The sequence below is a fragment of the Sulfitobacter sp. 1A12157 genome (assembly GCF_043557345.1).
GTDB lineage: Bacteria > Pseudomonadota > Alphaproteobacteria > Rhodobacterales > Rhodobacteraceae > Sulfitobacter.
Genome location: NZ_JBIFFV010000002.1, coordinates 262,507 through 283,932 on the forward strand (window position 1 = coordinate 262,507; position 21,426 = coordinate 283,932).

Consider the following 21,426-nt stretch of genomic DNA (forward strand, 5'->3'; position numbering starts at 1 on the left):
TTTTCTTATCCCTGAAGCGCTTTCACGCCGATCGCATCCTCGGCCTGCGCCTTGATCGCCAAGGCGGCGGCATGGGCGCCTGCGGCGGTGGTGAAATAGGGGATCTTGTCGTAAAGCGCGATAGAGCGGATCGACTTGCTGTCTTCGACCGCCTGCGCCCCTTCGGTGGTGTTCATCACCAGATGCACATCGCCGTTCTTCATCATATCGGTGATGTCGGGGCGCCCTTCGTAGACCTTGTTCACCACATCGCAGGCATGGCCATTGGCGGTGAGCCATTCCGCCGTGCCGCGGGTGCCGATGAGGGTAAAGCCTTGGTCCAGCAGGATCTTCGCCGCCTCCAGCATGTTCTGGCCCTTATCCGCATCCTTGACTGACAGGAAGGCGCAGCCCTTGCGCGGCAGCGGGTTGCCCGCGCCCATCTGCGCCTTGAGGAAGGCGCGGGGGAAGTCGCGGTCCCAGCCCATGACTTCGCCGGTGGAGCGCATTTCCGGCCCCAGCAGCGTGTCGACGCCGGGGAAGCGGGCAAAGGGCAGCACCGCCTCTTTGACCGAGAACCAAGGCATATTGGGGTCGGCCAGCGTCATCGGATCGCCCAGGGGCAGCGTGTCTTCATAAGCGGCCTGATCGGGGTAGGGCGGGCGCTGCGGGAAGTTCGACAGTGGCTCGCCGGCCATGATCCGCGCGGCGATGGAGGCGATGGCGCTGTCGGTCGCCTTGGCCACGAAGGGCACGGTCCGCGAGGCGCGGGGGTTGACCTCGATGAGGTAGATCTCGCCGTCCTTCACCGCGAACTGGATGTTCATCAGGCCCACAACGTTGAGCGCCTTGGCCAGCGCGCGGGTCTGTTCTTCGACCTCTTCGATCACTTCGCGCGGGAGGGAGTAGGGCGGCAGCGAACAGGCGCTGTCGCCGGAGTGGACGCCCGCCTCTTCAATATGCTGCATGATGCCCGCGACATGGACATTCTCACCATCGCAGAGCGCGTCGACATCAAGCTCCACCGCGCCCGACAGGTAGCTGTCGAGCAGCACCGGGCTGTCGCCCGAGACCACCACGGCATTGGTGATGTAGCGCTCAAGGCTGGCCTGATCGCGGACGATTTCCATCGCACGGCCGCCCAGCACGTAGGAAGGGCGGATCACCAGCGGGAAGCCGATCTCCTTGGCGATTTCCATCGCCTCCGCATCGGAATGGGCGATGCCATTGCGCGGCTGTTTCAGGCCGAGGTTCAGCACAAGCTGCTGGAAACGCTCACGGTCTTCGGCCAGGTCGATCATGTCGGGCGTGGTGCCGAGGATCGGAATACCCGCTTCTTGCAAACCATTGGCAAGCTTCAAGGGGGTCTGCCCGCCGAACTGAACGATGACGCCGTGCAGCGTGCCGTTCTCCTGCTCGACGCGCAGGATCTCCATCACGTGCTCAAAGGTCAGCGGCTCGAAATAGAGGCGGTCGGAGGTGTCATAGTCGGTCGAAACCGTCTCGGGGTTGCAATTGACCATGATGGTCTCATAGCCCGCATCCGTCAGCGCGTAGCAGGCGTGGCAGCAGCAATAGTCGAACTCGATGCCCTGACCGATCCGGTTCGGGCCGCCGCCGAGGATGACGACCTTCTTGCGGTCCGAGGGCCGCGCTTCGCATTCCGCCTCATCCATCAGCGGGGTCTCATAGGTGGAATACATGTAAGGCGTCTGTGCCTCGAACTCGGCGGCGCAGGTGTCGATGCGTTTGAACACGGCCTTGACGCCAAGTGCCAGCCGCGCGTCGCGGACCTGCGCCTCACGGCCGTCAGTCAGCATGGCGAGGCGGGCATCGGTGAAGCCCATCATCTTCAATTCGCGGAAGGTATCGGCGTCGCTCGGCAGGCCATGCGCGCGAACGCCTTCCTCGGCCTCGATGATCTCACGGATGCGGGCAAGGAACCACGGGTCGAACATCGTATGCGCGTGCAGATCGTCGTCGGACATGCCGTGGCGCATCGCTTGCGCGATGGTGCGCATCCGGTCGGGCGTGGGCGCCGACACGGCTTTGATAAGTGCGGCCATATTCTCGGGCGCATCGCCGGGCAGGTCTTTGTTGAGACCGGCGATTTCCACCTCGTCAAAGCCTGTGAGACCCGATTCCATCGACGCCAGCGCCTTTTGCAGGCTCTCGTGAATGGTGCGGCCAATGGCCATAGTCTCACCCACCGATTTCATCGCGGTGGTGAGGTAAGGTTCGGCCCCGGGGAACTTCTCGAAAGCGAATTTCGGGATTTTGGTGACCACATAGTCGATGGTCGGCTCGAAGGACGCGGGCGTGACGCCGGTGATGTCGTTGTCGAGCTCATCCAGCGTGAAGCCCACGGCGAGTTTCGCGGCGATCTTGGCGATGGGGAAACCCGTGGCCTTGGACGCCAGCGCCGAGGAGCGGCTGACGCGCGGGTTCATCTCAATCACCACCATGCGGCCATCGGCGGGGTTTACGGCCCATTGCACGTTGGAGCCGCCGGTCTCCACCCCGATCTCGCGCAGCACCGCGATGGAGTGGTTGCGCATGATCTGGTATTCTTTGTCCGTCAGCGTCAGCGCGGGGGCCACGGTGATGCTGTCGCCGGTGTGTACGCCCATCGGGTCGATGTTCTCGATCGAGCAGACGATGATGGCGTTGTCGGCGGTGTCGCGCACCACCTCCATCTCGTATTCCTTCCAGCCCAGCAGGCTCTCGTCGACGAGGATCTGGCCCATCGGCGAGGCATCCATACCCGAACGACAGTAGAATTCGTAATCCTCGCGGTTGTAGGCCACGCCGCCGCCGGTGCCACCCATGGTGAAGGCAGGGCGAATGATCGCCGGAAGGCCCACATATTCCAGCGCCTCGAGGGCAAGGTTCACGCCTGCGGCGAGGTCTTTCTTACCGTCTTCGCGCTTGGGCGCGGTGACGATGGTGGCCTTGGGGTTTTCGATGCCCAGACGGTCCATCGCCTCGCGGAAGAGTTTGCGGTCTTCGGCCATCTCGATGGCTTCGCGCTTGGCGCCGATCATCTCGACGCCGAATTTCTCCAGCACGCCCATCTCTTCGAGCGCCAGCGAGGTGTTGAGGCCGGTCTGGCCGCCCATGGTGGGCAGCAGCGCATCGGGGCGCTCTTTCTCGATGATCTTGGCGACGATTTCGGGCGTGATGGGCTCGATATAGGTGGCATCGGCGAGCCCGGGATCGGTCATGATCGTGGCGGGGTTCGAGTTGACGAGGATGACGCGGTAGCCTTCCTCTTTCAGCGCTTTACAGGCTTGGGCGCCGGAATAGTCGAACTCGCAGGCTTGTCCGATGACAATCGGCCCCGCACCAATGATCATGATCGACTGGATGTCGGTACGTTTCGGCATGGCGGCCCCCTAATTTTGCAAATTGTCCTGCCTTATAGGGATGGCGGCACGGGCTGCAAGGGGGGAATGGCTTTAACGGCCCCATAAATAAGGGCGGGGGCGCCTGTTCAACCCTTGCGGGCGCTGTGCTGGGGCGATCTGACAGGGCCGAAGCGGTCAGACCACAGGCGCGGCGCCTTCGGCGTTTAGAAAGATGCGCAGCGTGGCTTCGAACTCGCGCGGTTTCTCTGCGTGCAGCCAATGCCCCGCGCCGGGGATTTTGGCAAAGCGCGCTTGTGGGAACAGCGCCTTGATCGGCTCGCGGTGTTCGGGCTGTACATAGTCCGAGGCGCCGCCCGACAGAAACAGGGTCGGCCCCGGGAACTGGCCGGTCACATCCTCGGGCCAGCCGACGATCTTGGGCATCTCCGCCTCAAGCGCGTCGAGGTTCAGCCGCCAGCGCTTGCCGGGCAGGTCGAGCGATTGGGTGAAAAAGCTCTGCAAGGCGCGCTCCACCCCCGCCTCGGCCAATTGCGCCTCGGCGTCAGAGCGGCGCTCGACCCTGCTTAGGTCCACGCCGCGCATGGCGTCGATGAACATCTGTTGCGTGTGGCCGTAAGCGACGGGCGCGATGTCGGCGACGATCACGCGGCGCAGCAGCTCGGGCCGGGTCAGCGCCAGCATCATCACCGCCTTGCCGCCCATGGAGTGGCCGCAAATGTCCACCGGGCCGCCCAGATGCGTGATCACCTCGGCCAGATCCTGCGCCATTTCGGGGTAGCTGTGGGTGTCGTGATGCGGGCTGCCGCCGTGGTTGCGCATGTCGACGGTGACGACATGACGCGCGTCCGCAAGCCGTTTGGCGATCACGCCCCAGTTGCGGCCAGAGCCATAGAGGCCATGGACGATAAGCAGGGTAGGGCGGTCGGTGGCGGCTTCGCCATATTCGGAGTAATTTAACATGTGGGCAAATTTAAGGGCATTGCAGCCCGGGGGCCAGAGCGATTAGATGCGCCCATGATTGACCGCGAAGATTTCGACACCCGCGCCGAGGCGCTGCGCCCCCTGTTCGAGGACAGGCTCCGCATCAAGGCCCGCGATCTGCGTCAGGCGTTTCACCGCGCCGGGCCGGAACTGCCGCGCGGCATTCGCAGCGATGGGGTGTTGCTGAGCAAGACCGAGTATCTGGTCGCCAATCCCCATATCGCCCGCCAGTTGGAAGATGCCCCGGTCTGGGCCGCCTTCAATCGGGTTACGGCGCATTTGAAAGAGATCGACCCCAAAGCCCGGCGGCGCGGCATCATCCTTGACCGTCTGGCCGGGGTGGCCTTTAACATTCTGGTGGTTTTCGCAGGCTTTGTGATCTGGCTTTGGTGGCGCGGCTACGTGTAAGCCGCCGCGCCCAAGGGCTTAGGCCGGGTCGTAATCCGCGTCCGAGACTTTCTCCATCCATTCGACCGCCTCACCGACCTGTGCTTCTTGCAGGGCGATATGGGTCATGGCGCTGTCGGGCGCGGCCCCGTGCCAGTGTTTCTCTCCGGGGCCGAACCAGACGACATCGCCTTTGTTCAGCGTTTGCACCGGGCTGCCTTCGGTCTGGGCGCGGCCTGTGCCTTCGGTGACGATCAGGGTCTGGCCAAGAGGGTGGACATGCCACGCCGTGCGCGCGCCGGGCTGAAAGGTCACCGTCACGCCGCGCAAGCGGGCAGGCGCCGGGGCCGAGATCAGCGGGGCCATCTCGACCTCTCCGGTGAAGTAATCGTCAGGGCCGGGTTCAGAGGGGCGGCTGCCCTTGGGGTGAATGATCATGCGGTTCTCCTTTGCGAGAGAATGTGGCGCGGGGAGGGGGATCGGCAAGGGGGGTGTCTGGCGATGATCGCCCGCAATCAAGGCGCTTTGCGCCGCCGGGCAGCGCCCGACCGCCCCATGTGCGGGCGCTTTTGCTGCCGGGCACATCACCTTGACCGCACATCATGGTTGAGAAATAAAGGGGTAGGAACGCAGGTTGCGATGCCCACCCGCGGTCAGGCGCCGCCCGGCCTGAGGGTAAAGTGGCCCCCGCATCGCTGCGAGGGCCAAATTGCTTACAGGTTCGGATACATCGGGAAACGCTGGCACAGCGCTTCGACCTCGGCTTTCACCTTGGCCTCGACCTCGGCATTGCCATCGGCACCATTGGCCGCCAGCCCGTCGACCACTTCGATGATCCAATCGGCGATCTGGCGGAATTCGGCCTCACCAAAGCCGCGTGTCGTGCCTGCAGGGGAGCCAAGACGGATGCCGCTTGTCACCATCGGCTTTTCCGGGTCAAAGGGCACGCCGTTCTTGTTGCAGGTGATATGCGCCCGGCCCAGAGCCTTCTCGGTGTCATTGCCCTTCACGCCTTTGGGGCGCAGATCGACCAGCACCACATGGGTGTCGGTGCCATGGGTCACGGTATCAAGGCCGCCTTTGATCAATTGATCCGACAGCGCCTGCGCGTTGGCGATGACCTGTTTGGCATAGGCTTTGAACTCGGGCTGCTGCGCTTCGCCAAAGGCCACGGCCTTGGCTGCGATCACATGCATCAGGGGGCCGCCCTGAATGCCGGGGAAGATGGCGGAGTTGATTTTTTTCGAGATCGCCTCGTCATTGGTCAGGATCATGCCGCCGCGCGGGCCGCGCAGGGTCTTGTGGGTCGTGGTCGTCGCCACATGCGCATGAGGGAAGGGGGAGGGATGCTCGCCCGCCGCCACAAGCCCCGCGAAATGCGCCATGTCGACCAGCAGATAGGCGCCCACGCTGTCGGCAATCTCGCGCATCTTGGCAAAGTCGATCTGGCGCGGGATGGCAGAGCCACCGGCGATGATCATCTTGGGCTGATGCTCAGCCGCCAGTTCGGCGACCTGCTCATAGTCTAGCAGGTTGTCTTGTTTGCGCACACCGTATTGTACGGCGTTGAACCATTTGCCCGACTGGTTCGGCTTGGCCCCGTGGGTCAGGTGTCCCCCGGCATCAAGGCTCATCCCCAAAATGGTGTCGCCCGGTTGCAGCAGCGCGGTGAAGACACCTTGGTTCGCTTGGCTGCCGGAGTTCGGCTGGACATTGGCGAATGCGCAGTCGAACAGCGCGCAGGCGCGTTCGATGGCAAGGTTCTCGGCCACGTCGACATGCTCGCACCCGCCATAGTAGCGGCGGCCCGGATAGCCTTCGGCGTATTTGTTGGTCATGATGCTGCCCTGCGCCTCAAGCACCGCAGCCGAAACGATGTTCTCGCTGGCGATCAACTCGATCTCGTCGCGCTGGCGGCCCAGTTCGGCATTGATCGCAGCGGCGAGGGCGGGGTCGGAATCAGCGAGAGATTTGGTGAAGAAATCGGACATCAGGGGATCCTCATTGGAGCTGGTTTCGCGTGTTGCCTATCGGAAACGCGGGCCGAGGTGAAGGCTGTAAACCGACAGGTTGCAAGATATGTGCGTCAACACTGGTGGCGCTCGGAATAATGTGATTGTTTTGGCCTCAAACGCCGATGATCGGAAACTTCGCCGGGATGAGCCTGCTGACATGTCCTTAAAGATCGCTTTTGTGGCCAGCCGGGCCAGCGTGGCACAGACGGCGCGGGCCGCCCTGATCGGGCGGTATGGCGATGTGCCACTGCGTCAGGCCGAGGTGATCGTGGCGCTTGGGGGCGACGGGTTTATGCTGCATACGCTGCACAGCACCCAAGACATGGACGCGCCGGTCTATGGGATGAACCGCGGCACCATCGGCTTTTTGATGAACGCCTACCGCGAGGGCGACCTGCAAGCGCGGTTGGCGGCGGCGGAAGAGGCGGTGATCAACCCGTTGGTCATGCGCGCCACGCATATTGACGGGACCATCTCGACCGCGCTGGCAATCAATGAGGTGTCCCTGCTGCGCGCGGGGCCGCAGGCGGCCAAGCTGCGCATCACGATAGACGGGCGCCAGCGGATGGAGGAACTGGTCTGCGACGGGGCGTTGGTGGCGACCCCTGCTGGCTCCACCGCCTATAACTACTCCGCCCATGGGCCGATCCTGCCCATTGGCTCGGATGTCTTGGCCCTGACCCCCATCGCCGCCTTCCGCCCGCGCCGCTGGCGGGGGGCGTTGCTGCCGAAACGGGCCACGGTGCGTTTCGATGTGCAAGAGCCGCAAAAGCGCCCCGTGATGGCCGATGCCGACGGCCAGTCGCACCGCGATGTAACGACGGTCGAAGTCTCGTCAGACCCCAGTGTCAGCCACCGGATCCTCTTCGATCCCGGCCATGGGCTGGAAGAGCGGTTGATCTCGGAACAATTCAACTGACCCGGGGGGGGCGGCGCCTTTCCGCCGCACCTCGCGCCCTGCCGGAACCCAAACTTCGCGCCTGCGTTGAACCTGCAAGAGCGGGATCCCCCCGCATCTTAACAGCCGAAGAAAGGAGACCTGAGATGAATTGGGACCGTATCGAAGGCAATTGGAAGCAGATGACCGGCGCGGTGAAATCGCAATGGGGCGATCTGACCGATGACGAAATCACCGAATCTCGTGGCAACCGCGAGCAGCTGGTGGGCAAAATCCAAGAACGCTATGGCATCGCCAAAGACGAGGCCGAGCGTCAAGTCGATGACTTCGCCGCGAAATACTGATATTCGTCGGCAGACTTAAAAAAAAGGCGACCCCGTGCGGGTCGCCTTTTGCGTTTCAGGAGAGGCTCAAGCCTCGTGCCAAGCGCGGTCGCCCTTGTCGTCTTTGACGCGGGTGGGCAGACCGATATCATCCAGCAAGGCGAACAGGGGCTTGGGGTCCAGCTCTTCGACATTGACCATGGTGGCGGTGTCATAGGTGCCATCGGCGATCAGCATCGCAAAGGCCACCGGCGGCACGCCCGCGGTGTAGGAGATGCCTTGGCTGCCCACTTCGTTATAGGCGTCCTTGTGATCGGCCACGTTATAGACAAAGACCTCGACCTCTTCGCCGTCCTTCACGCCTTTCACCAAGTCACCGATGCAGGTCTTGCCGGTGTAGTTGGGCGCAAGGCTCGACGGGTCGGGCAGCACGGCTTTCACCACCTTCAGCGGCACAACCTCAAGCCCCTCGGCAGTGGTGACCGGCTGTTCGGAGAGCAGCCCGAGGTTTTGCAGCACGGTGAAGACGTTGATGTAATGATCGCCAAACCCCATCCAGAAGCGCACGTCGGCCTGCGGGTAGTTGGCCGAGAGCGAATGCACCTCGTCATGGCCCGACAGATAGGCTTTCTGCTTGCCGACCACGGGCAAGTCCCATTCGCGGCCCACTTCGAACATCTTGTTCTCTTGCCACGCGCCCTCTTGCCAGCTGTAGACCGTGCCGGTGAACTCGCGGAAATTGATCTCAGGGTCGAAGTTGGTCGAGAAATACTTGCCGTGGTTGCCGGCGTTGATGTCGACGATGTCGATGGATTTGACCTCATCCATGAACTCATCGACGGCGAAACGCGCAAAGGCGTTGACCATGCCCGGATCGAAGCCAGCGCCGAGGATCGCGGTCACGCCCGCTTCGGCACAGGCCTCGCGGCGCTTCCACTCGTAGTTGCCGTACCACGGCGGGGTCTCGCAAATCTTGCTCGGGTCTTCGTGGATCGCCGTGTCGATATAGGCGGCCCCGGTGTCGATGCAGGCCTGCAGCACGGTCATGTTCACGAAGGGAGAGCCCACGTTGATCACGATCTGGCAGCCGGTCTCCTTGATCAGGGCGGCCACGGCATTGCTGTCCATCCCGTCGACGGCATGCGCTTTGAAGACGCCATCCTGCTTCATCGCGTTTTTCTCATGCACGCTGGCGATGATTGCCTCGCATTTGGAAACCGTGCGGCTGGCGATATGCAAGTCACCCAAACGGTCATTATTCTGCGCGCATTTATGCGCCACAACCTGTGCGACGCCGCCCGCGCCGATGATAAGAACATTGCGTTTCATAGTGTTGACCTCTTTCTTGTCACGACAGGGCGGCGGCGAAATCGTCATAGTCGAAATCGCGCACCATTCGGGTGGTTCCGTCCAACTCGCGCAGCGCGATGCCGGGCATCTTGACGCCGTTGAACCAGTTTTTCTTGACCATCGTGTAGCCAGCCGCATCCTGGAACGACAGCCGGTCGCCTGCCTTCAGCGGCGCGTCGAAGCGAAATTCACCGAAGATATCGCCCGCAAGGCAGGATTTGCCGCAGATCATCCATTCGTCGTCACCGCTGTCAGGGCTGACCTTCGCTGGCTCGCGGTAGATCAGCAGATCGAGCATATGCGCCTCGATGGAACTGTCGACGATGGCAAGGTTCTTGCCGTTGTACATCGTGTCGAGCACGGTGACCTCCAGCGTCGCCGCGCCGGTGATCGCGGCCTCGCCGGGCTCCAGATAGACCTGCACGCCAAAGCGGTCGGCAAAGGCCTTGAGCCGCAGCGCCAGATCGTCGAGCGGATAGCCCTCGCCGGTGAAATGGATGCCGCCGCCAAGGCTGATCCACTCCATCTTATGCAGCACCGCGCCGAAGCGCTCTTCGATCAGGGTCAGCATCTCGTCGAAACGGGCGAAGTCGTCATTCTCGCAGTTGTTGTGGAACATCAGCCCGCTGATCCGATCCGCAACCGCGTCGATCGCCGCAGGCTCATGCTCGCCCAGACGGCTGAACGGACGGGCCGGGTCGGCGAGGTCGAAGTCCGAGGTGGAAACGCCGGGGTTCACCCGCAGCCCGCGGACATGGCCTGCGGATTGCGCATCGAACTTGTCGAGCTGGCCGATGGAGTTGAAGATGATCTTGTCGGCATGGCTTAGCACCTCGTCGATCTCATGTTCGGCATAGGCGACGGAATAGGCATGGGTCTCGCCGGGGAATTTCTCGGCCCCCAGTCGCACCTCATAGAGCGACGAGGAAGTTGAGCCGTCCATATACTCGGACATCAAGTCAAAGACCGACCATGTGGCGAAGCATTTCAGCGCCAGCAGGCAACGCGCACCGGAAAGCGCGCGGAGGCGGGCGATCTTCTCCATATTGTCGCGGAGATTGGCCTTGTCGATCAGGTAATAGGGTGTCTGCACGTCGAAAACCTTTCTGCGCGGCCGGAGGGCAAGCTCCGGGAGGGAAAAGACCCACTGAATGTGCTGTCGTGGTTGGCCCCGCCAGGGGGCATTTCCGGGGGCGCTTCGCATATTTTGCGCAAGCAACGCAATTGTAAAAAACGCGCGGGCTGGTCTGCGCGCGCGTTTCTGTGGGGTAACTGTAGCGCCGGACAGGCAAAGGTCCATCGCCATGTGGTTCTTGGTTAGCCCTGCGGGTAGCCGATACCCTCAAGCGCTGTGCGGATTTCGTCCAAAATCGCCGGATCGTCGATGGTGGCGGGGGTCTTGAAATCCTCCCAATCGGCGATCTTCACCATCGTCGCGCGCAGGATCTTGCCCGAGCGGGTCTTGGGCAGACGGTCCACCACCACGGCCTGTTTAAAGGCGGCGACGGGGCCGATCTGGTCGCGCATCCGGGTGACGCATTCGGCGACGATTTCCTCATGCGGGCGGTCGACACCCTTGGTCAGGCAGAGGAAACCGACGGGCATCTGCCCTTTAAGCTCATCGCTCACCCCCACAACGGCGCATTCCGCCACATCGGGGTGACCGGCCAAGACCTCTTCCATCGCGCCGGTCGAGAGGCGGTGCCCCGCGACGTTGATCACATCATCGGTGCGCGCCATGATCCAGACATAGCCGTCCTCGTCGATCCGGCCCGCATCGCCAGTCTCGTAATAGCCGGGGAAGGTGCTGAGGTAGGATTTGCGAAAGCGGTCTTCGGCGTTCCAGAGCCCCGGCAGGGTGCCGGGGGGCAGGGGCAGTTTGATGGCGATGGCGCCCAACTCTCCGGCGGGCAGGGGATCGCCGCGCTCATCCAGAATTTGCACGTCATAGCCCGGCATCGGCACGGTAGGAGAGCCGACCTTGACCGGCAGCGCCTCAAGCCCTGCCGGGTTGCCGACGATGGTATAGCCGGTCTCGGTCTGCCACCAATGGTCGTAGACCGGCTTGCCCAGTTTCTCCTGCGCCCATTCGACAGTATCGGGATCGGCCCGCTCCCCCGCGAGATAGAGCGCACGCAGGCTCGACAGGTCGTATTTCTTGATCTCCTTGCCCTCGGGGTCTTCGCGTTTCACGGCGCGGATGGCGGTGGGGGCGGTAAAGAAGCTTGCCACGCCATGTTCCTCGATCACCCGCCAGAAGGTGCCCGCATCGGGGGTGCCCACGGGCTTGCCTTCGAATACGATGGTGGTGTTGCCCGCGATCAGCGGCGCGTAGCAGATATAGCTGTGCCCCACGACCCAGCCCACGTCCGAGGCGGCCCAAAAGACCTCTCCCGGCTCGACGTTATAGACGTTTTTCATGGTCCAGTTCAGCGCCACCAGATGCCCCGCCGTGGGCCGCACCACGCCCTTGGGCGCGCCGGTGGTGCCGGATGTATAGAGGATATAGGCCGGGTGGTTCCCCTCCACGGGCACGCAAGGAGCCGGGCGCACGCCGTCTTGGGCGGCGTACCAATCAATGTCCCGCTCGGGGTTCAATTCGCAGGGTTTCTGGCCGCGTTGCAAGATAATGCAGGTGTCTGGCTTGTGGCTGGCCTGTTCGATGGCCCCGTCGAGCAGGGGTTTGTAATCCACCACCCGCGACGGCTCAACCCCGCAAGAGGCGGCGATGATCACCTTGGGTTTGCAATCGTCGATCCGCACGGCCAACTCGCTTGAGGCAAAACCGCCAAAGACCACCGAATGGATCGCGCCGATGCGTGCGCAGGCCAGCATCGCCTCCACCGCTTCGGGGACCATGGGCATATAGATCACCACGCGGTCGCCTTTTTCGACCCCTTGGGCCACCAGCGCCCCGGCGAGCGAGGCGACATGGGCCTGCAATTCCCCATAGGTCAGGGTGGAGTTGCTGCCGGTGATCGGGCTGTCATGGATGATCGCCACGCGGCTGCCATTGCCTTGATCGACATGGCGGTCCACGGCGTTGTAGCAGGTGTTCACACTGGCATCCGCGAACCATTCGTAGATATGGTCGCCCCGGTCAAACAGCGCGCGCGTCGGCGCGATGTCCCAGTCGATCGCCTCGGCTTGCTCAAGCCAATAGGCTTCCGGGTCGGCCTTCCAGCGGTCGTAGGTGTCGCGATATCCCATGGTGTTCCTCCTCCTGTTGCGCTGTGCGGCAAACCCACAGGACGGGTATAGCTGTGGTGACGCGCAATTATTTCCAGTCACTCTGGCCGCTTAGGAAGATTTCGGCAAGCGGATCGCTATTGTTCCTGTCAGTCGCGGCGCGTCATGCTAGATTGCGCAGGAATTCAACGCTTTTTCCGGAGCCTGCCCCTATGCGCCTCGCCCTTTCCCTGCCTCTTGCCTCCTGCCTTGCCATTGCTGCCGCGCTGCCCGCGGTGGCGCAGGATCGTTCGTTCAACTTCGCGCTGCGCGGTGGGGTGGGAGCGGCGCCGGATTATCCGGGCGCCAGCAGCTATCGCGCGACGCCGGATTTGGCCTTTACCTTTGGTTCGCTGGAATGGGGCGGGCGCAGGATCGGCACCAACATCGGCGAAGCGCCCAAGACCGGTTTCGGCTTTACCGGCGCGTTCCGCTATCTGGGCGAGCGTGACAGTTCCGATCACGCGGAGCTTGCGGGGCTTGAGGATATCGACGCGGCGGTCGAACTGGGCTTTGGCGTGGTCTACCGCGAGGTGAACTGGCAGGTCTTCGGCAAGGTGCGCCGTGGCTTTGGTGGCCATGAAGGCGTGACCGGCGACATCGGTGCCGATGTGATCTTCCGCCCGGATGAGCGCTGGACCATCACAGCAGGCCCGCGTTTCAGCCTTGGCAACGGCACCTATGCCGACACCTATTACGGCGTCGACACCGCCACCACGAACTTCGCTGCCTATGAGGCCGGTGGCGGTCTGCTGGGCGCGGGGGTCGAGATCGAGGCGACCTACCGTTTGGATGACGCATGGGCGTTGGAAGGGGCCGTGGCCTATCAACGTCTGCTGAATGACGCCGCCGACAGCCCGATCACACAGGCCGGGTCAGAGGATCAATGGACCATGCGCATCGGCGTCAGCCGCGCCTTCACCTGGCGGTTCTAAGCGGCTTCGCGCCGCCTTTCGGGGCGGCGCGATATTTGCGACATCTTGGTCGAAAACGGATCAGCGCCGAAACACGACTTTGCCATGATGCCCATAGGCGCGGCATGATGCCAGCGCCGCTTGCATGCAAAGGGCCCGACCATGGGTGACAAAATCGGCAATAAGAAGAAGCAAGCCAAGGCCGCGGCAAAACCCGCCGCCAAGGCCCCGTCCTCCGTCGCGGACATCAAACCCGCCACGCCCCGCAAATAACCCTAAATTTGACCATGTAACGCCGTCCCCGAAAGGGGGCGGCGTTTTGCGCAGGCTTTAGCCGTAATGGGCGACCGGCGTGCCCGCGATGGCGCCCACGTTCAGCAGGCCGCGCGCGGTGATCGAGGGCGACACGATATGCGCCCGGTTGCCCATCCCCATCAGGATCGGACCGACCTCAAGCCCGTCACCCTTCATTTTCAGGATGTTGCGCACGCCCGAGGCGGCATCGGCATGGGCGAAGACCAGCACATTGGCGGCCCCTTCCATCCGGTTGCAGGGCAGCAGCCGCGCGCGCAACTCGGCATCAAGCGCGGTGTCGATGTTCATCTCGCCTTCGTAGACGAAATCATGGTTGCCCGCGTCGAGGAGTTGCAGCGCCGCGCGCAGACGTTTGCCCGACCCTTCGCCCTGATTGCCGAACTGGCTTTGTGAGCAGAGCGCCACTTTCGGCTCGATTCCAAAGCGCCGGACGTGGCGGGCGGCCCCGATGGCGATCTCGGCGATCTGTTCGGGGGTGGGGTGCAGGTTCACTTGGGTATCCGCGATGAAGAGCGGCCCGTCTTCGAGGATCATCATCGACAGCGCGCCATGCGGGCGGAAACCGTCGCGGCCCAGCACTTGGTTGACGTAATTGAGGTGCCAGCCAAATTCGCCAAAGGTGCCGCAGATCAGGCTGTCGGCCTCTCCGCGGTGCACCATGACCGCGCCGATGGCGGTGGTGTTGGTGCGCATGATCGCCCGCGCGATGTCAGGGCTGACGCCGCGGCGGCACATCAGGCTGTGGTAGGTCTCCCAATAATCGCGGTAACGGGGGTCGTTCTCGGGGTTCACCAGATCGACGTTTTGGCCCAGTTGCAGGTTCAGACCCGCCTTTTCGATGCGCCGTTCGATCACCTCGGGGCGGCCAATCAGAATGGGCCGTTCCACCGTCTCTTCGATGATCGCTTGCGCGGCGCGCAGCACCCGTTCGTCCTCGCCCTCGGCAAAGACCAGACGGCGGGGGGAGGAGCGGGCGGATTCGAAGACCGGGCGCATGATCAGCGCCGATTTGAAAACCGACCCGTCGAGTTTGCGTTTATAGGCGTCGAGGTCTTCGATGGGCCGCGCGGCCACGCCCGTCTCCATCGCGGCCTTCGCCACGGCGGAAGAGACCACGCCGATGAGACGCGGATCGAAGGGTTTCGGGATCAGATATTCCGCGCCAAAGGTCAGCTGTTCGCCCTGATAGGCCGCTGCCGCCTCCGCGCTCGTCGTGGCGCGGGCGAGGGCGGCGATACCGTCGATACAGGCGATCTTCATCTCATCGTTGATCGTGGTCGCACCCACATCGAGCGCGCCCCGGAAGATGAAGGGGAAGCAAAGCACGTTGTTGACCTGATTGGGAAAATCGCTGCGCCCTGTGGCGATGATTGCATCCGGTGCCACGGCGCGGGCCACGTCGGGCAGAATTTCCGGTGTGGGGTTCGCCAGCGCAAAGATGATCGGGCGCTTGGCCATCTTCGCCACCATCTCGGGCGAGAGCACACCGGGGCCGGAGAGGCCGAGGAAGAGATCGGCCCCGTCGATCACATCGTCCAACGTACGCAGGTCGGATTTCTGCGCATATTCGGCCTTGCTGGGGTTCATGTCCTCGGTCCGGCCCTCATAGACGAGCCCGTTGATGTCGCAGAGCCAGACGTTCTCGCGCTTGACGCCGAGTTTCAGTAGCATGTTGAGGCAGGCGATGCCCGCAGCCCCGCCGCCGGTGGAGACGATCTTGATGTCCTCAAAACGTTTGCCCGCCACATGCAGCGCGTTCTTGACCGCCGCGCCGACGACGATGGCGGTGCCGTGCTGATCATCATGGAAAACGGGGATGTTCATGCGCTCGCGGCAAATCTTTTCGACCACGAAACAATCGGGCGCCTTGATGTCTTCGAGGTTGATCGCGCCAAAGCTCGGCTCCATCGCGCAGACGATCTCGGCCAGTTTCTCGGGGTCGGATTGATCGAGTTCGATGTCGAAACAGTCGATATTGGCGAATTTCTTGAAGAGCACGGCCTTGCCCTCCATCACCGGTTTCGAGGCCAGCGCACCGATATTGCCCAGCCCCAGCACCGCGGTGCCATTGCTGACCACGGCCACCAGATTGCCGCGCGAGGTATAGCGCGCGGCGGCGTCGGGGTCGTTCTTGATTTCGATGCAGGCTTCGGCCACGCCCGGTGAATAGGCCCGCGCCAGATCGCGGCCATTGGCCAGCGGTTTGGTCGCGCGGATCTCCAGTTTCCCGGGCCGGGGGTGTTCGTGGTAATCCAATGCAGCTTGGCGCAGGTTGGGGGTGTCGGACATCGTTTATGCTTCTCCCAAATAATGGTTTAGCGTTAAACTAATTTTCGCGCGCAAGCAAAGCGGCTTTTGGCGGCGGGCGGTCTGGGTGCCGGATGGCTGTGCCCCAGCGTCGCCCTTGCAGGTCATTTTGCAAGGGTTTTAAGAGGCGATTGACGTGACATGTGGTTTTGCATCGCACAGGGCGGGGCAATTTTCTATAGTTCGAAAAAAAGGGAGAGCCTAATGACTGATTTGCGCGACGCGGCTGTGTTGGTGCGGGAAAACGCCCATGCGCCCTATTCGAATTTCAAGGTCGGCGCGGCGATCCGCACCGCCTCGGGCGCGGTGTTCAGTGGCTGCAATGTCGAAAACGTCGCTTACCCGCAGGGCACCTGCGCCGAGGCGGGCGCGATTGCCGCCATGGTGGCGGCAGGCGAGCGTGAGATCGCCGAGGTCTATGTCGTGGCGGGCAGCGATATGCCGGTGACGCCCTGCGGCGGCTGCCGTCAGAAATTGGCGGAATTCTCGGGCGGGGATGTATCCGTGACCATGGCCACGGTGGCGGGCAAGGAACAGCAAACCACCATGGGCGACCTGCTGCCGGGGGCCTTTGGCGCCGCCCATATGCAGGGTTAACCGCATGAGCGCGCGGGACATTTTGGCGCGGCTGCGCCATGGTGAGGCATTGGATGCAGAGGCGCTGACCTGGATGGCCGGGGCGCTGGCCGATGGCCGTATCAGTGACGCGCAGGCCGGGGCCTTTGCCATGGGCATCTGCCTCAATGGCTTGGACCAGCCGGGCCGCGTGGCCCTGACCCTTGCAATGCGCGATTCGGGGCAGGTGTTGGACTGGGATTTGGACGGCCCCGTGCTCGACAAACACTCCACCGGCGGGGTGGGCGATTGCGTCTCGCTGATCCTTGCCCCGGCGCTTGCGGCTTGCGGCGCTTACGTGCCGATGATCTCGGGCCGGGGGCTGGGGCATACGGGCGGCACGCTGGATAAGCTTGAGGCGATCCCCGGCGTCAGCACGCAGTTGGATGAGGCGCGGTTTCGCGCGGTCGTGCGGGATGTGGGCTGCGCCATCGTCAGCGCCAGCGGCGACATCGCCCCGGCGGACCGGCGGCTTTACGCGGTGCGGGATGTGACCTCGACCGTGGATTCGCTCGACCTGATCACCGCGTCGATCCTGTCGAAAAAGCTCGCCGCCGGGTTGGATGGTCTGGTGCTCGATGTGAAGGTCGGCTCGGGCGCTTTCATGAAGGAGCTTGCACAGGCGCGCGCCTTGGCCGAAGCGCTGAGCGGCACCGCCACGGCGGCGGGTTGCCCGACGACGGCGGTGATCAGCGACATGAACCAGCCGCTGGTGCCGAGCCTTGGCAACGCGCTGGAGGTGGCCGAGGTGATGCGGGTGCTGACCGGGGCGGTGACGGGGCCGATCCTTGATGTGACGGCTGAATTGGGCGGCGGGCTTCTTGCCAATGGCGGTCTGGCCGCGACCGCTGAGGCGGGGGCCGACGCCCTGCGCGCGGCGGTCGCCGATGGCCGCGCGTTGGCGCGTTTCACCCGGATGCTCAGCGCCATGGGCGCGCCCGCCGATTTCGCCGAAAACTGGGAGCGCCTTCTGCCCAAAGCCCCTGTGATCCGAACGGTCCTCGCGCCGCGCGGCGGCTACGTGAGCACGATCGACGGCGCGGCGCTTGGCATGGCGGTCGTCAATCTCGGCGGGGGACGGGTGGTCGAGGCGGACCAGATCGACCCGGCGGTGGGCCTGTCGCAGGTGCGGCGCTTGGGCGAAGAGGTCCGCGCGGGCGCGCCATTGGCCACGATCCACGCGGCGGGAGACGCGGCTGCGGATAGGGCAGAGGCGGCGGTTCTGGCGGCGATCACGCTTGGGGACAGGGCGGTTGAAGCGCCGGATTTGATCTTGGAAAGGATCGGCTGATGGGACGTGCATTCTTGGTCGTGATCGATTCCGTCGGCATCGGCGGCGCGCCGGACGCGGGGGATTTCTTTAACGGTGATCTGCCCGATACCGGGGCCAATACGCTGGGCCATATCGCGCAGGCCTGTGCGGCGGGAGAGGCCGAAGAGGGGTGCAGCGGGCCGCTGGCCCTGCCCAATCTCGACCGGTTGGGTCTGGGGGCCGCGCTGAAGCTCGCCAGCGGGATGGAGGCGCCGGGGCTGGGTGCTGCGCCCGAAGGCCGCTGGGGCGCTGCGACGGAGGTTTCGCAGGGCAAAGACACCCCCTCGGGCCATTGGGAATTGGCCGGGCTGCCGGTGCCTTGGGCATGGCATTACTTCCCGGATGAGACGCCTGCCTTTCCCGCCGCCCTGACCGCAGAGGTCGCGCGGCTGGCGGGCACCGATGGCATCTTGGGCAATTGCCACGCCTCTGGCACGGCGATCATCGAACGGCTGGGGGCGGAGCATTGCGAAAGCGGCTGGCCGATCTGCTATACCTCTGCCGACAGCGTATTCCAGATCGCCGCGCATGAAGAGACCTTTGGCCTCGACCGCCTTTTGAAGCTTTGCCAAGACATCGCGCCCCGCCTGCATGAGATGAAGGTGGGCCGTGTCATCGCACGGCCCTTCACTGGCGAACCGGGCGCATTCCAGCGCACCGCGAACCGGTGCGACTACGCCATCACCCCGCCGAAACCAGTGCTCACCAATTGGGTGCAGAACGCCGGAGGGCGGGTCTATGCGGTGGGAAAGATCGGCGATATCTTTACCATGCAGGGCATCGACGAGCTGCGCAAAGGGCCGGATGCCAAGCTGATGGACCATCTGCATGATCTGGTGGATGAAGCCGAAGACGGCAGCCTGACCTTCGCCAATTTCGTGGAGTTCGACAGCCTTTACGGCCACCGCCGCGATGTCTCGGGCTATGCCCGCGCGTTGGAGTGGTTCGACGCCGAGATCGGCAAGGTGATCGCCGCGCTGCGGACGGGCGACATGTTGGTCGTGACGGCGGACCATGGCAATGATCCGACATGGGCAGGCAGCGATCACACCCGCGAAAGGGTGCCGGTGCTGGTTGCGGGGACCGGGGCAGGGGCATTGGGGCAGATCGGCTTTACCGATGTCGCAGCCCTCGTCGCCGGGCATCTGGGGGTAGAACTGCCACGTTAGCCGCGCAGCCTTTGCTTGCGAGCGAGGCGCTTGTGCGGCTAGAAGCAGGGCAAATAAAGGAGCCTGCCGCATGACCGATACCCCCAATCACCTGACGATCGTCGACCATCCGCTGGTGCAGCACAAGCTGACCATCATGCGCGACAAAGCCACCTCGACCGCCGCCTTCCGGCAGTTGCTGCGCGAGATCAGCCAGCTTCTGGCCTATGAGGTGACGCGCGGCCTGCCGATGACGACCAAACGGGTCGAGACCCCGATGCAAGAGATGGACGCGCCGACGCTCGACGGCAAGAAACTGGCGCTGATCTCGATCCTGCGGGCGGGCAACGGGCTGATGGACGGGGTGCTCGAATTGATCCCCTCGGCGCGAGTCGGCTTTGTCGGTCTTTACCGTGACGAAGAGACCCTCCAGCCGGTGCAGTATTACTTCAAAGTGCCCGAGGCGATGGAAGACCGTTTGGTCATCGCCGTGGACCCGATGCTGGCCACCGGCAACTCCTCGGTCGCGGCGATCAATCTGCTGAAAGAGGCAGGCGCCACCAATATCATCTTCCTTTGCCTGCTGGCCTCGCCCGAGGGCGTCGCCACGATGAAAGCCGCGCATCCGGATGTGCGCATCGTCACGGCCTCGCTGGATGAGGCGCTGAACGAAAAGGGCTATATCATCCCCGGTTTGGGCGACGCGGGCGACCGGATGTTCGGCACCAAGTGATCGGGTAAGTTTCGCTAATCGGCGCGCGGTGCTTTACTCAGGCCGCGCGCTGATGCATCGTTCTACCAGATAGTGTGGGGGCATTAGATGACACTTACCAGAAGTATTGCCATGGCGATGATCGTCGCGGCCTTGGGCATCGGCGGATCGCAGACCCAAGCGCAGGACAGCCGCAGCCAACCGGCAGAGTTTCCGCCGTCTTCTTACAAGGGCAAGCAATATGTCGACAGCGCGGGATGTGTGTTCATCCGCGCGGGCATTGACGGCAATGTGTCTTGGGTGCCCCGCATGAGCCGTGCGCGCGAGCAAATCTGCGGGTTCCAGCCCACGAATGGCGTGAAAATAGCCGAGGCCAAGGTTGAGGCGGCGCAGCCCAAAGTCGACCCGGCCCCGGCCCCGGCCAAGAGGCCCCCGGCCCGTGTTGCCGAAGCGCCTGCGTCCAAGGCGAAACCGACAGCCCCCGTGGCCCGGCCCGCGCCGCAGAAGGTGGTGCGCCGTGTCGCGCCAGCCCCGGCCCGGAGCACTGCCCCCAAGGTCGTGCGCGAGACCGCGCCGCGCCCCGTGCCCGTGGTGCCCAGCAAACCCGTGGCACTGGCCACCCCGGCACCGGCTGGCTTCGTCACCGCGTGTCCCGGCGCGTCGCCCCTGTCGCAGCGCTACATGCGGCGCGGAGATGGCTATAGTGTGCGCTGTGGTCCGCAGGCGGAGCCGATTGTGACAGGGCGTCTTGCCCCTTCGAGCCCGCAGCGCGGCACCGCACCGCAGCCCTACCGCAACGCGGGGGTGATGCCCGGCGTTGCCGCCGCACCCGCGCGGATCGTGGCCCCTGCCGCCGTGGCCGCCCCGGTGGTCAGCGCCAAACCCGCCCGTGCGGTGGGCACGCAGACGCGGATCGTGCCGAAACATGTGGCGATCAACCGGGTGAACGCCACCAATGTGAAAGTCCCGAAAGGATACCGGAAGGTTTGGGAAGACGACCGTCTGAACCCGCACCGGGCCGAGCAAACCCTGGAAGGCCGCGCCGACATGCTATTGGTCTGGACCCAGACCGTGCCGCGCCGTTTGGTGAACAAGGCCACCGGCGAAGACGTGACCGCCAAAGTGCCGCTGATCTATCCTTATCTCGATATCGAGACACAGCGCCGTAAACTGGGGCGGGTCAAGATTGTCGAGCGGGATGGCCAAGTGGTAAAACGGGTGCTGCGCTACCGCAATGCCGCGCCGATCCACCGGGATGCCCGTCCGATCAAGACAGCGCCCGTCTATTCCAGCCGCTCGGCCCCGGCGGCGCAGCCCAGCACCAAGGCGGGCTATGTGCAGGTCGGTGTCTTCGGCAGCCCCGCCAATGCGAAGCGCGCGGCGCGGCAGATCGCGGCCTTGGGCCTGCCCGCCCGCGTCGGCAAACAAACCCGTGGCGGCAAGACCTATCACAGCGTTCAGGCAGGCCCGATTGCGGGCGGCTCGGCCCAAGCGGCGCTTGGCCAATTGCGCCGGGCGGGATACCGGGACGCCTATCTGCGGCGCTAAGCGTTTTGCAATCAAGGTAAAAGGCC

At 63.8% G+C, this 21,426-nt stretch carries 18 protein-coding genes; 10 read left to right on the plus strand and 8 right to left on the minus strand.

Translation table 11 applies throughout. The features are described from left to right. Window positions 1-5: 5 nt before the first annotated feature. Both carB and ACGYLC_RS05235 read right to left on the minus strand, forming a co-directional pair. Window positions 6-3,365, minus strand: a complete 3,360-nt coding sequence (gene carB, locus ACGYLC_RS05230; protein ID WP_394422036.1) for a carbamoyl-phosphate synthase large subunit — start codon at window positions 3,363-3,365, stop codon at window positions 6-8. Between the two features lie 156 nt (window positions 3,366-3,521). Beyond that, the gene (locus tag ACGYLC_RS05235; RefSeq protein ID WP_394422037.1) at window positions 3,522-4,307 is read right to left on the minus strand and encodes an alpha/beta fold hydrolase; all 786 of its coding nucleotides are present in this window, start codon (window positions 4,305-4,307) and stop codon (window positions 3,522-3,524) included. Between the two features lie 54 nt (window positions 4,308-4,361). On the opposite strand from ACGYLC_RS05235, the gene ACGYLC_RS05240 reads away from it, so the two are divergent. Beyond that, window positions 4,362-4,736 (plus strand): hypothetical protein, encoded by a 375-nt coding sequence (locus tag ACGYLC_RS05240; protein ID WP_394422038.1) that lies wholly within the window; start codon window positions 4,362-4,364, stop codon window positions 4,734-4,736. Between the two features lie 18 nt (window positions 4,737-4,754). Here ACGYLC_RS05240 and ACGYLC_RS05245 read toward each other — a convergent pair whose 3' ends face one another. Together ACGYLC_RS05245 and glyA are read right to left on the minus strand one after the other, a co-directional pair. Beyond that, entirely contained in the window at window positions 4,755-5,153 is a 399-nt protein-coding gene (locus ACGYLC_RS05245; RefSeq protein WP_394401691.1) for a cupin domain-containing protein, read from the minus strand. Between the two features lie 275 nt (window positions 5,154-5,428). Beyond that, window positions 5,429-6,706 (minus strand): serine hydroxymethyltransferase, encoded by a 1,278-nt coding sequence (gene glyA / locus ACGYLC_RS05250; protein ID WP_394422039.1) that lies wholly within the window; start codon window positions 6,704-6,706, stop codon window positions 5,429-5,431. A 181-nt stretch (window positions 6,707-6,887) separates the two neighbouring features. Here glyA and ACGYLC_RS05255 point away from each other — a divergent pair, with 181 nt between their 5' ends. Both ACGYLC_RS05255 and ACGYLC_RS05260 read left to right on the plus strand, forming a co-directional pair. Further along, window positions 6,888-7,649, plus strand: coding sequence for an NAD kinase (locus ACGYLC_RS05255; protein ID WP_067267283.1), 762 nt, complete (start codon window positions 6,888-6,890; stop codon window positions 7,647-7,649). A gap of 125 nt (window positions 7,650-7,774) precedes the next feature. Continuing rightward, a complete protein-coding gene (locus ACGYLC_RS05260; protein ID WP_394401683.1) occupies window positions 7,775-7,972 on the plus strand; it encodes a CsbD family protein in 198 nt (65 codons plus the stop codon). A 66-nt stretch (window positions 7,973-8,038) separates the two neighbouring features. Here the strand turns inward: ACGYLC_RS05260 and ACGYLC_RS05265 are convergent, their stop codons facing one another. The 3 genes from ACGYLC_RS05265 to ACGYLC_RS05275 form a co-directional block, all read right to left on the minus strand. Beyond that, the gene (locus ACGYLC_RS05265; protein WP_394422040.1) at window positions 8,039-9,280 is read right to left on the minus strand and encodes a saccharopine dehydrogenase NADP-binding domain-containing protein; all 1,242 of its coding nucleotides are present in this window, start codon (window positions 9,278-9,280) and stop codon (window positions 8,039-8,041) included. A 19-nt stretch (window positions 9,281-9,299) separates the two neighbouring features. Continuing rightward, window positions 9,300-10,394, minus strand: a complete 1,095-nt coding sequence (locus ACGYLC_RS05270; RefSeq protein ID WP_394422041.1) for a carboxynorspermidine decarboxylase — start codon at window positions 10,392-10,394, stop codon at window positions 9,300-9,302. Window positions 10,395-10,618: 224 nt separating this feature from the next. Further along, window positions 10,619-12,511, minus strand: a complete 1,893-nt coding sequence (locus tag ACGYLC_RS05275) for a propionyl-CoA synthetase (protein WP_394422042.1) — start codon at window positions 12,509-12,511, stop codon at window positions 10,619-10,621. A 191-nt stretch (window positions 12,512-12,702) separates the two neighbouring features. Here ACGYLC_RS05275 and ACGYLC_RS05280 point away from each other — a divergent pair, with 191 nt between their 5' ends. Both ACGYLC_RS05280 and ACGYLC_RS05285 read left to right on the plus strand, forming a co-directional pair. Next, complete coding sequence (locus tag ACGYLC_RS05280) at window positions 12,703-13,464, plus strand: MipA/OmpV family protein (protein WP_394422043.1); 762 nt, start codon at window positions 12,703-12,705, stop codon at window positions 13,462-13,464. A 141-nt stretch (window positions 13,465-13,605) separates the two neighbouring features. Next, window positions 13,606-13,716, plus strand: coding sequence for a malic enzyme (locus ACGYLC_RS05285; RefSeq protein ID WP_067267274.1), 111 nt, complete (start codon window positions 13,606-13,608; stop codon window positions 13,714-13,716). 57 nt (window positions 13,717-13,773) lie between these two features. On the opposite strand, the gene ACGYLC_RS05290 is transcribed toward ACGYLC_RS05285, so the two are convergent. Continuing rightward, on the minus strand, window positions 13,774-16,047 hold the full coding sequence (locus ACGYLC_RS05290) for an NADP-dependent malic enzyme (RefSeq protein WP_394422045.1): 2,274 nt from the start codon (window positions 16,045-16,047) through the stop codon (window positions 13,774-13,776). 222 nt (window positions 16,048-16,269) lie between these two features. Between ACGYLC_RS05290 and ACGYLC_RS05295 the strand changes: the two genes are divergently transcribed. From ACGYLC_RS05295 to ACGYLC_RS05315, 5 genes are all read left to right on the plus strand, one after another. Continuing rightward, entirely contained in the window at window positions 16,270-16,662 is a 393-nt protein-coding gene (locus tag ACGYLC_RS05295; protein WP_067267269.1) for a cytidine deaminase, read from the plus strand. 4 nt (window positions 16,663-16,666) lie between these two features. Beyond that, complete coding sequence (locus tag ACGYLC_RS05300; RefSeq protein ID WP_394422046.1) at window positions 16,667-17,971, plus strand: thymidine phosphorylase; 1,305 nt, start codon at window positions 16,667-16,669, stop codon at window positions 17,969-17,971. After that, the gene (locus tag ACGYLC_RS05305) at window positions 17,971-19,161 is read left to right on the plus strand and encodes a phosphopentomutase (protein WP_394422047.1); all 1,191 of its coding nucleotides are present in this window, start codon (window positions 17,971-17,973) and stop codon (window positions 19,159-19,161) included. The genes ACGYLC_RS05300 and ACGYLC_RS05305 overlap by 1 nt, the downstream gene beginning before the upstream one ends. A 70-nt stretch (window positions 19,162-19,231) precedes the next feature. Next, window positions 19,232-19,873, plus strand: coding sequence for a uracil phosphoribosyltransferase (upp, locus tag ACGYLC_RS05310; protein ID WP_394401659.1), 642 nt, complete (start codon window positions 19,232-19,234; stop codon window positions 19,871-19,873). Window positions 19,874-19,960: 87 nt separating this feature from the next. Then, entirely contained in the window at window positions 19,961-21,400 is a 1,440-nt protein-coding gene (locus ACGYLC_RS05315; protein ID WP_394422048.1) for an SPOR domain-containing protein, read from the plus strand. Window positions 21,401-21,426 lie beyond the last annotated feature (26 nt).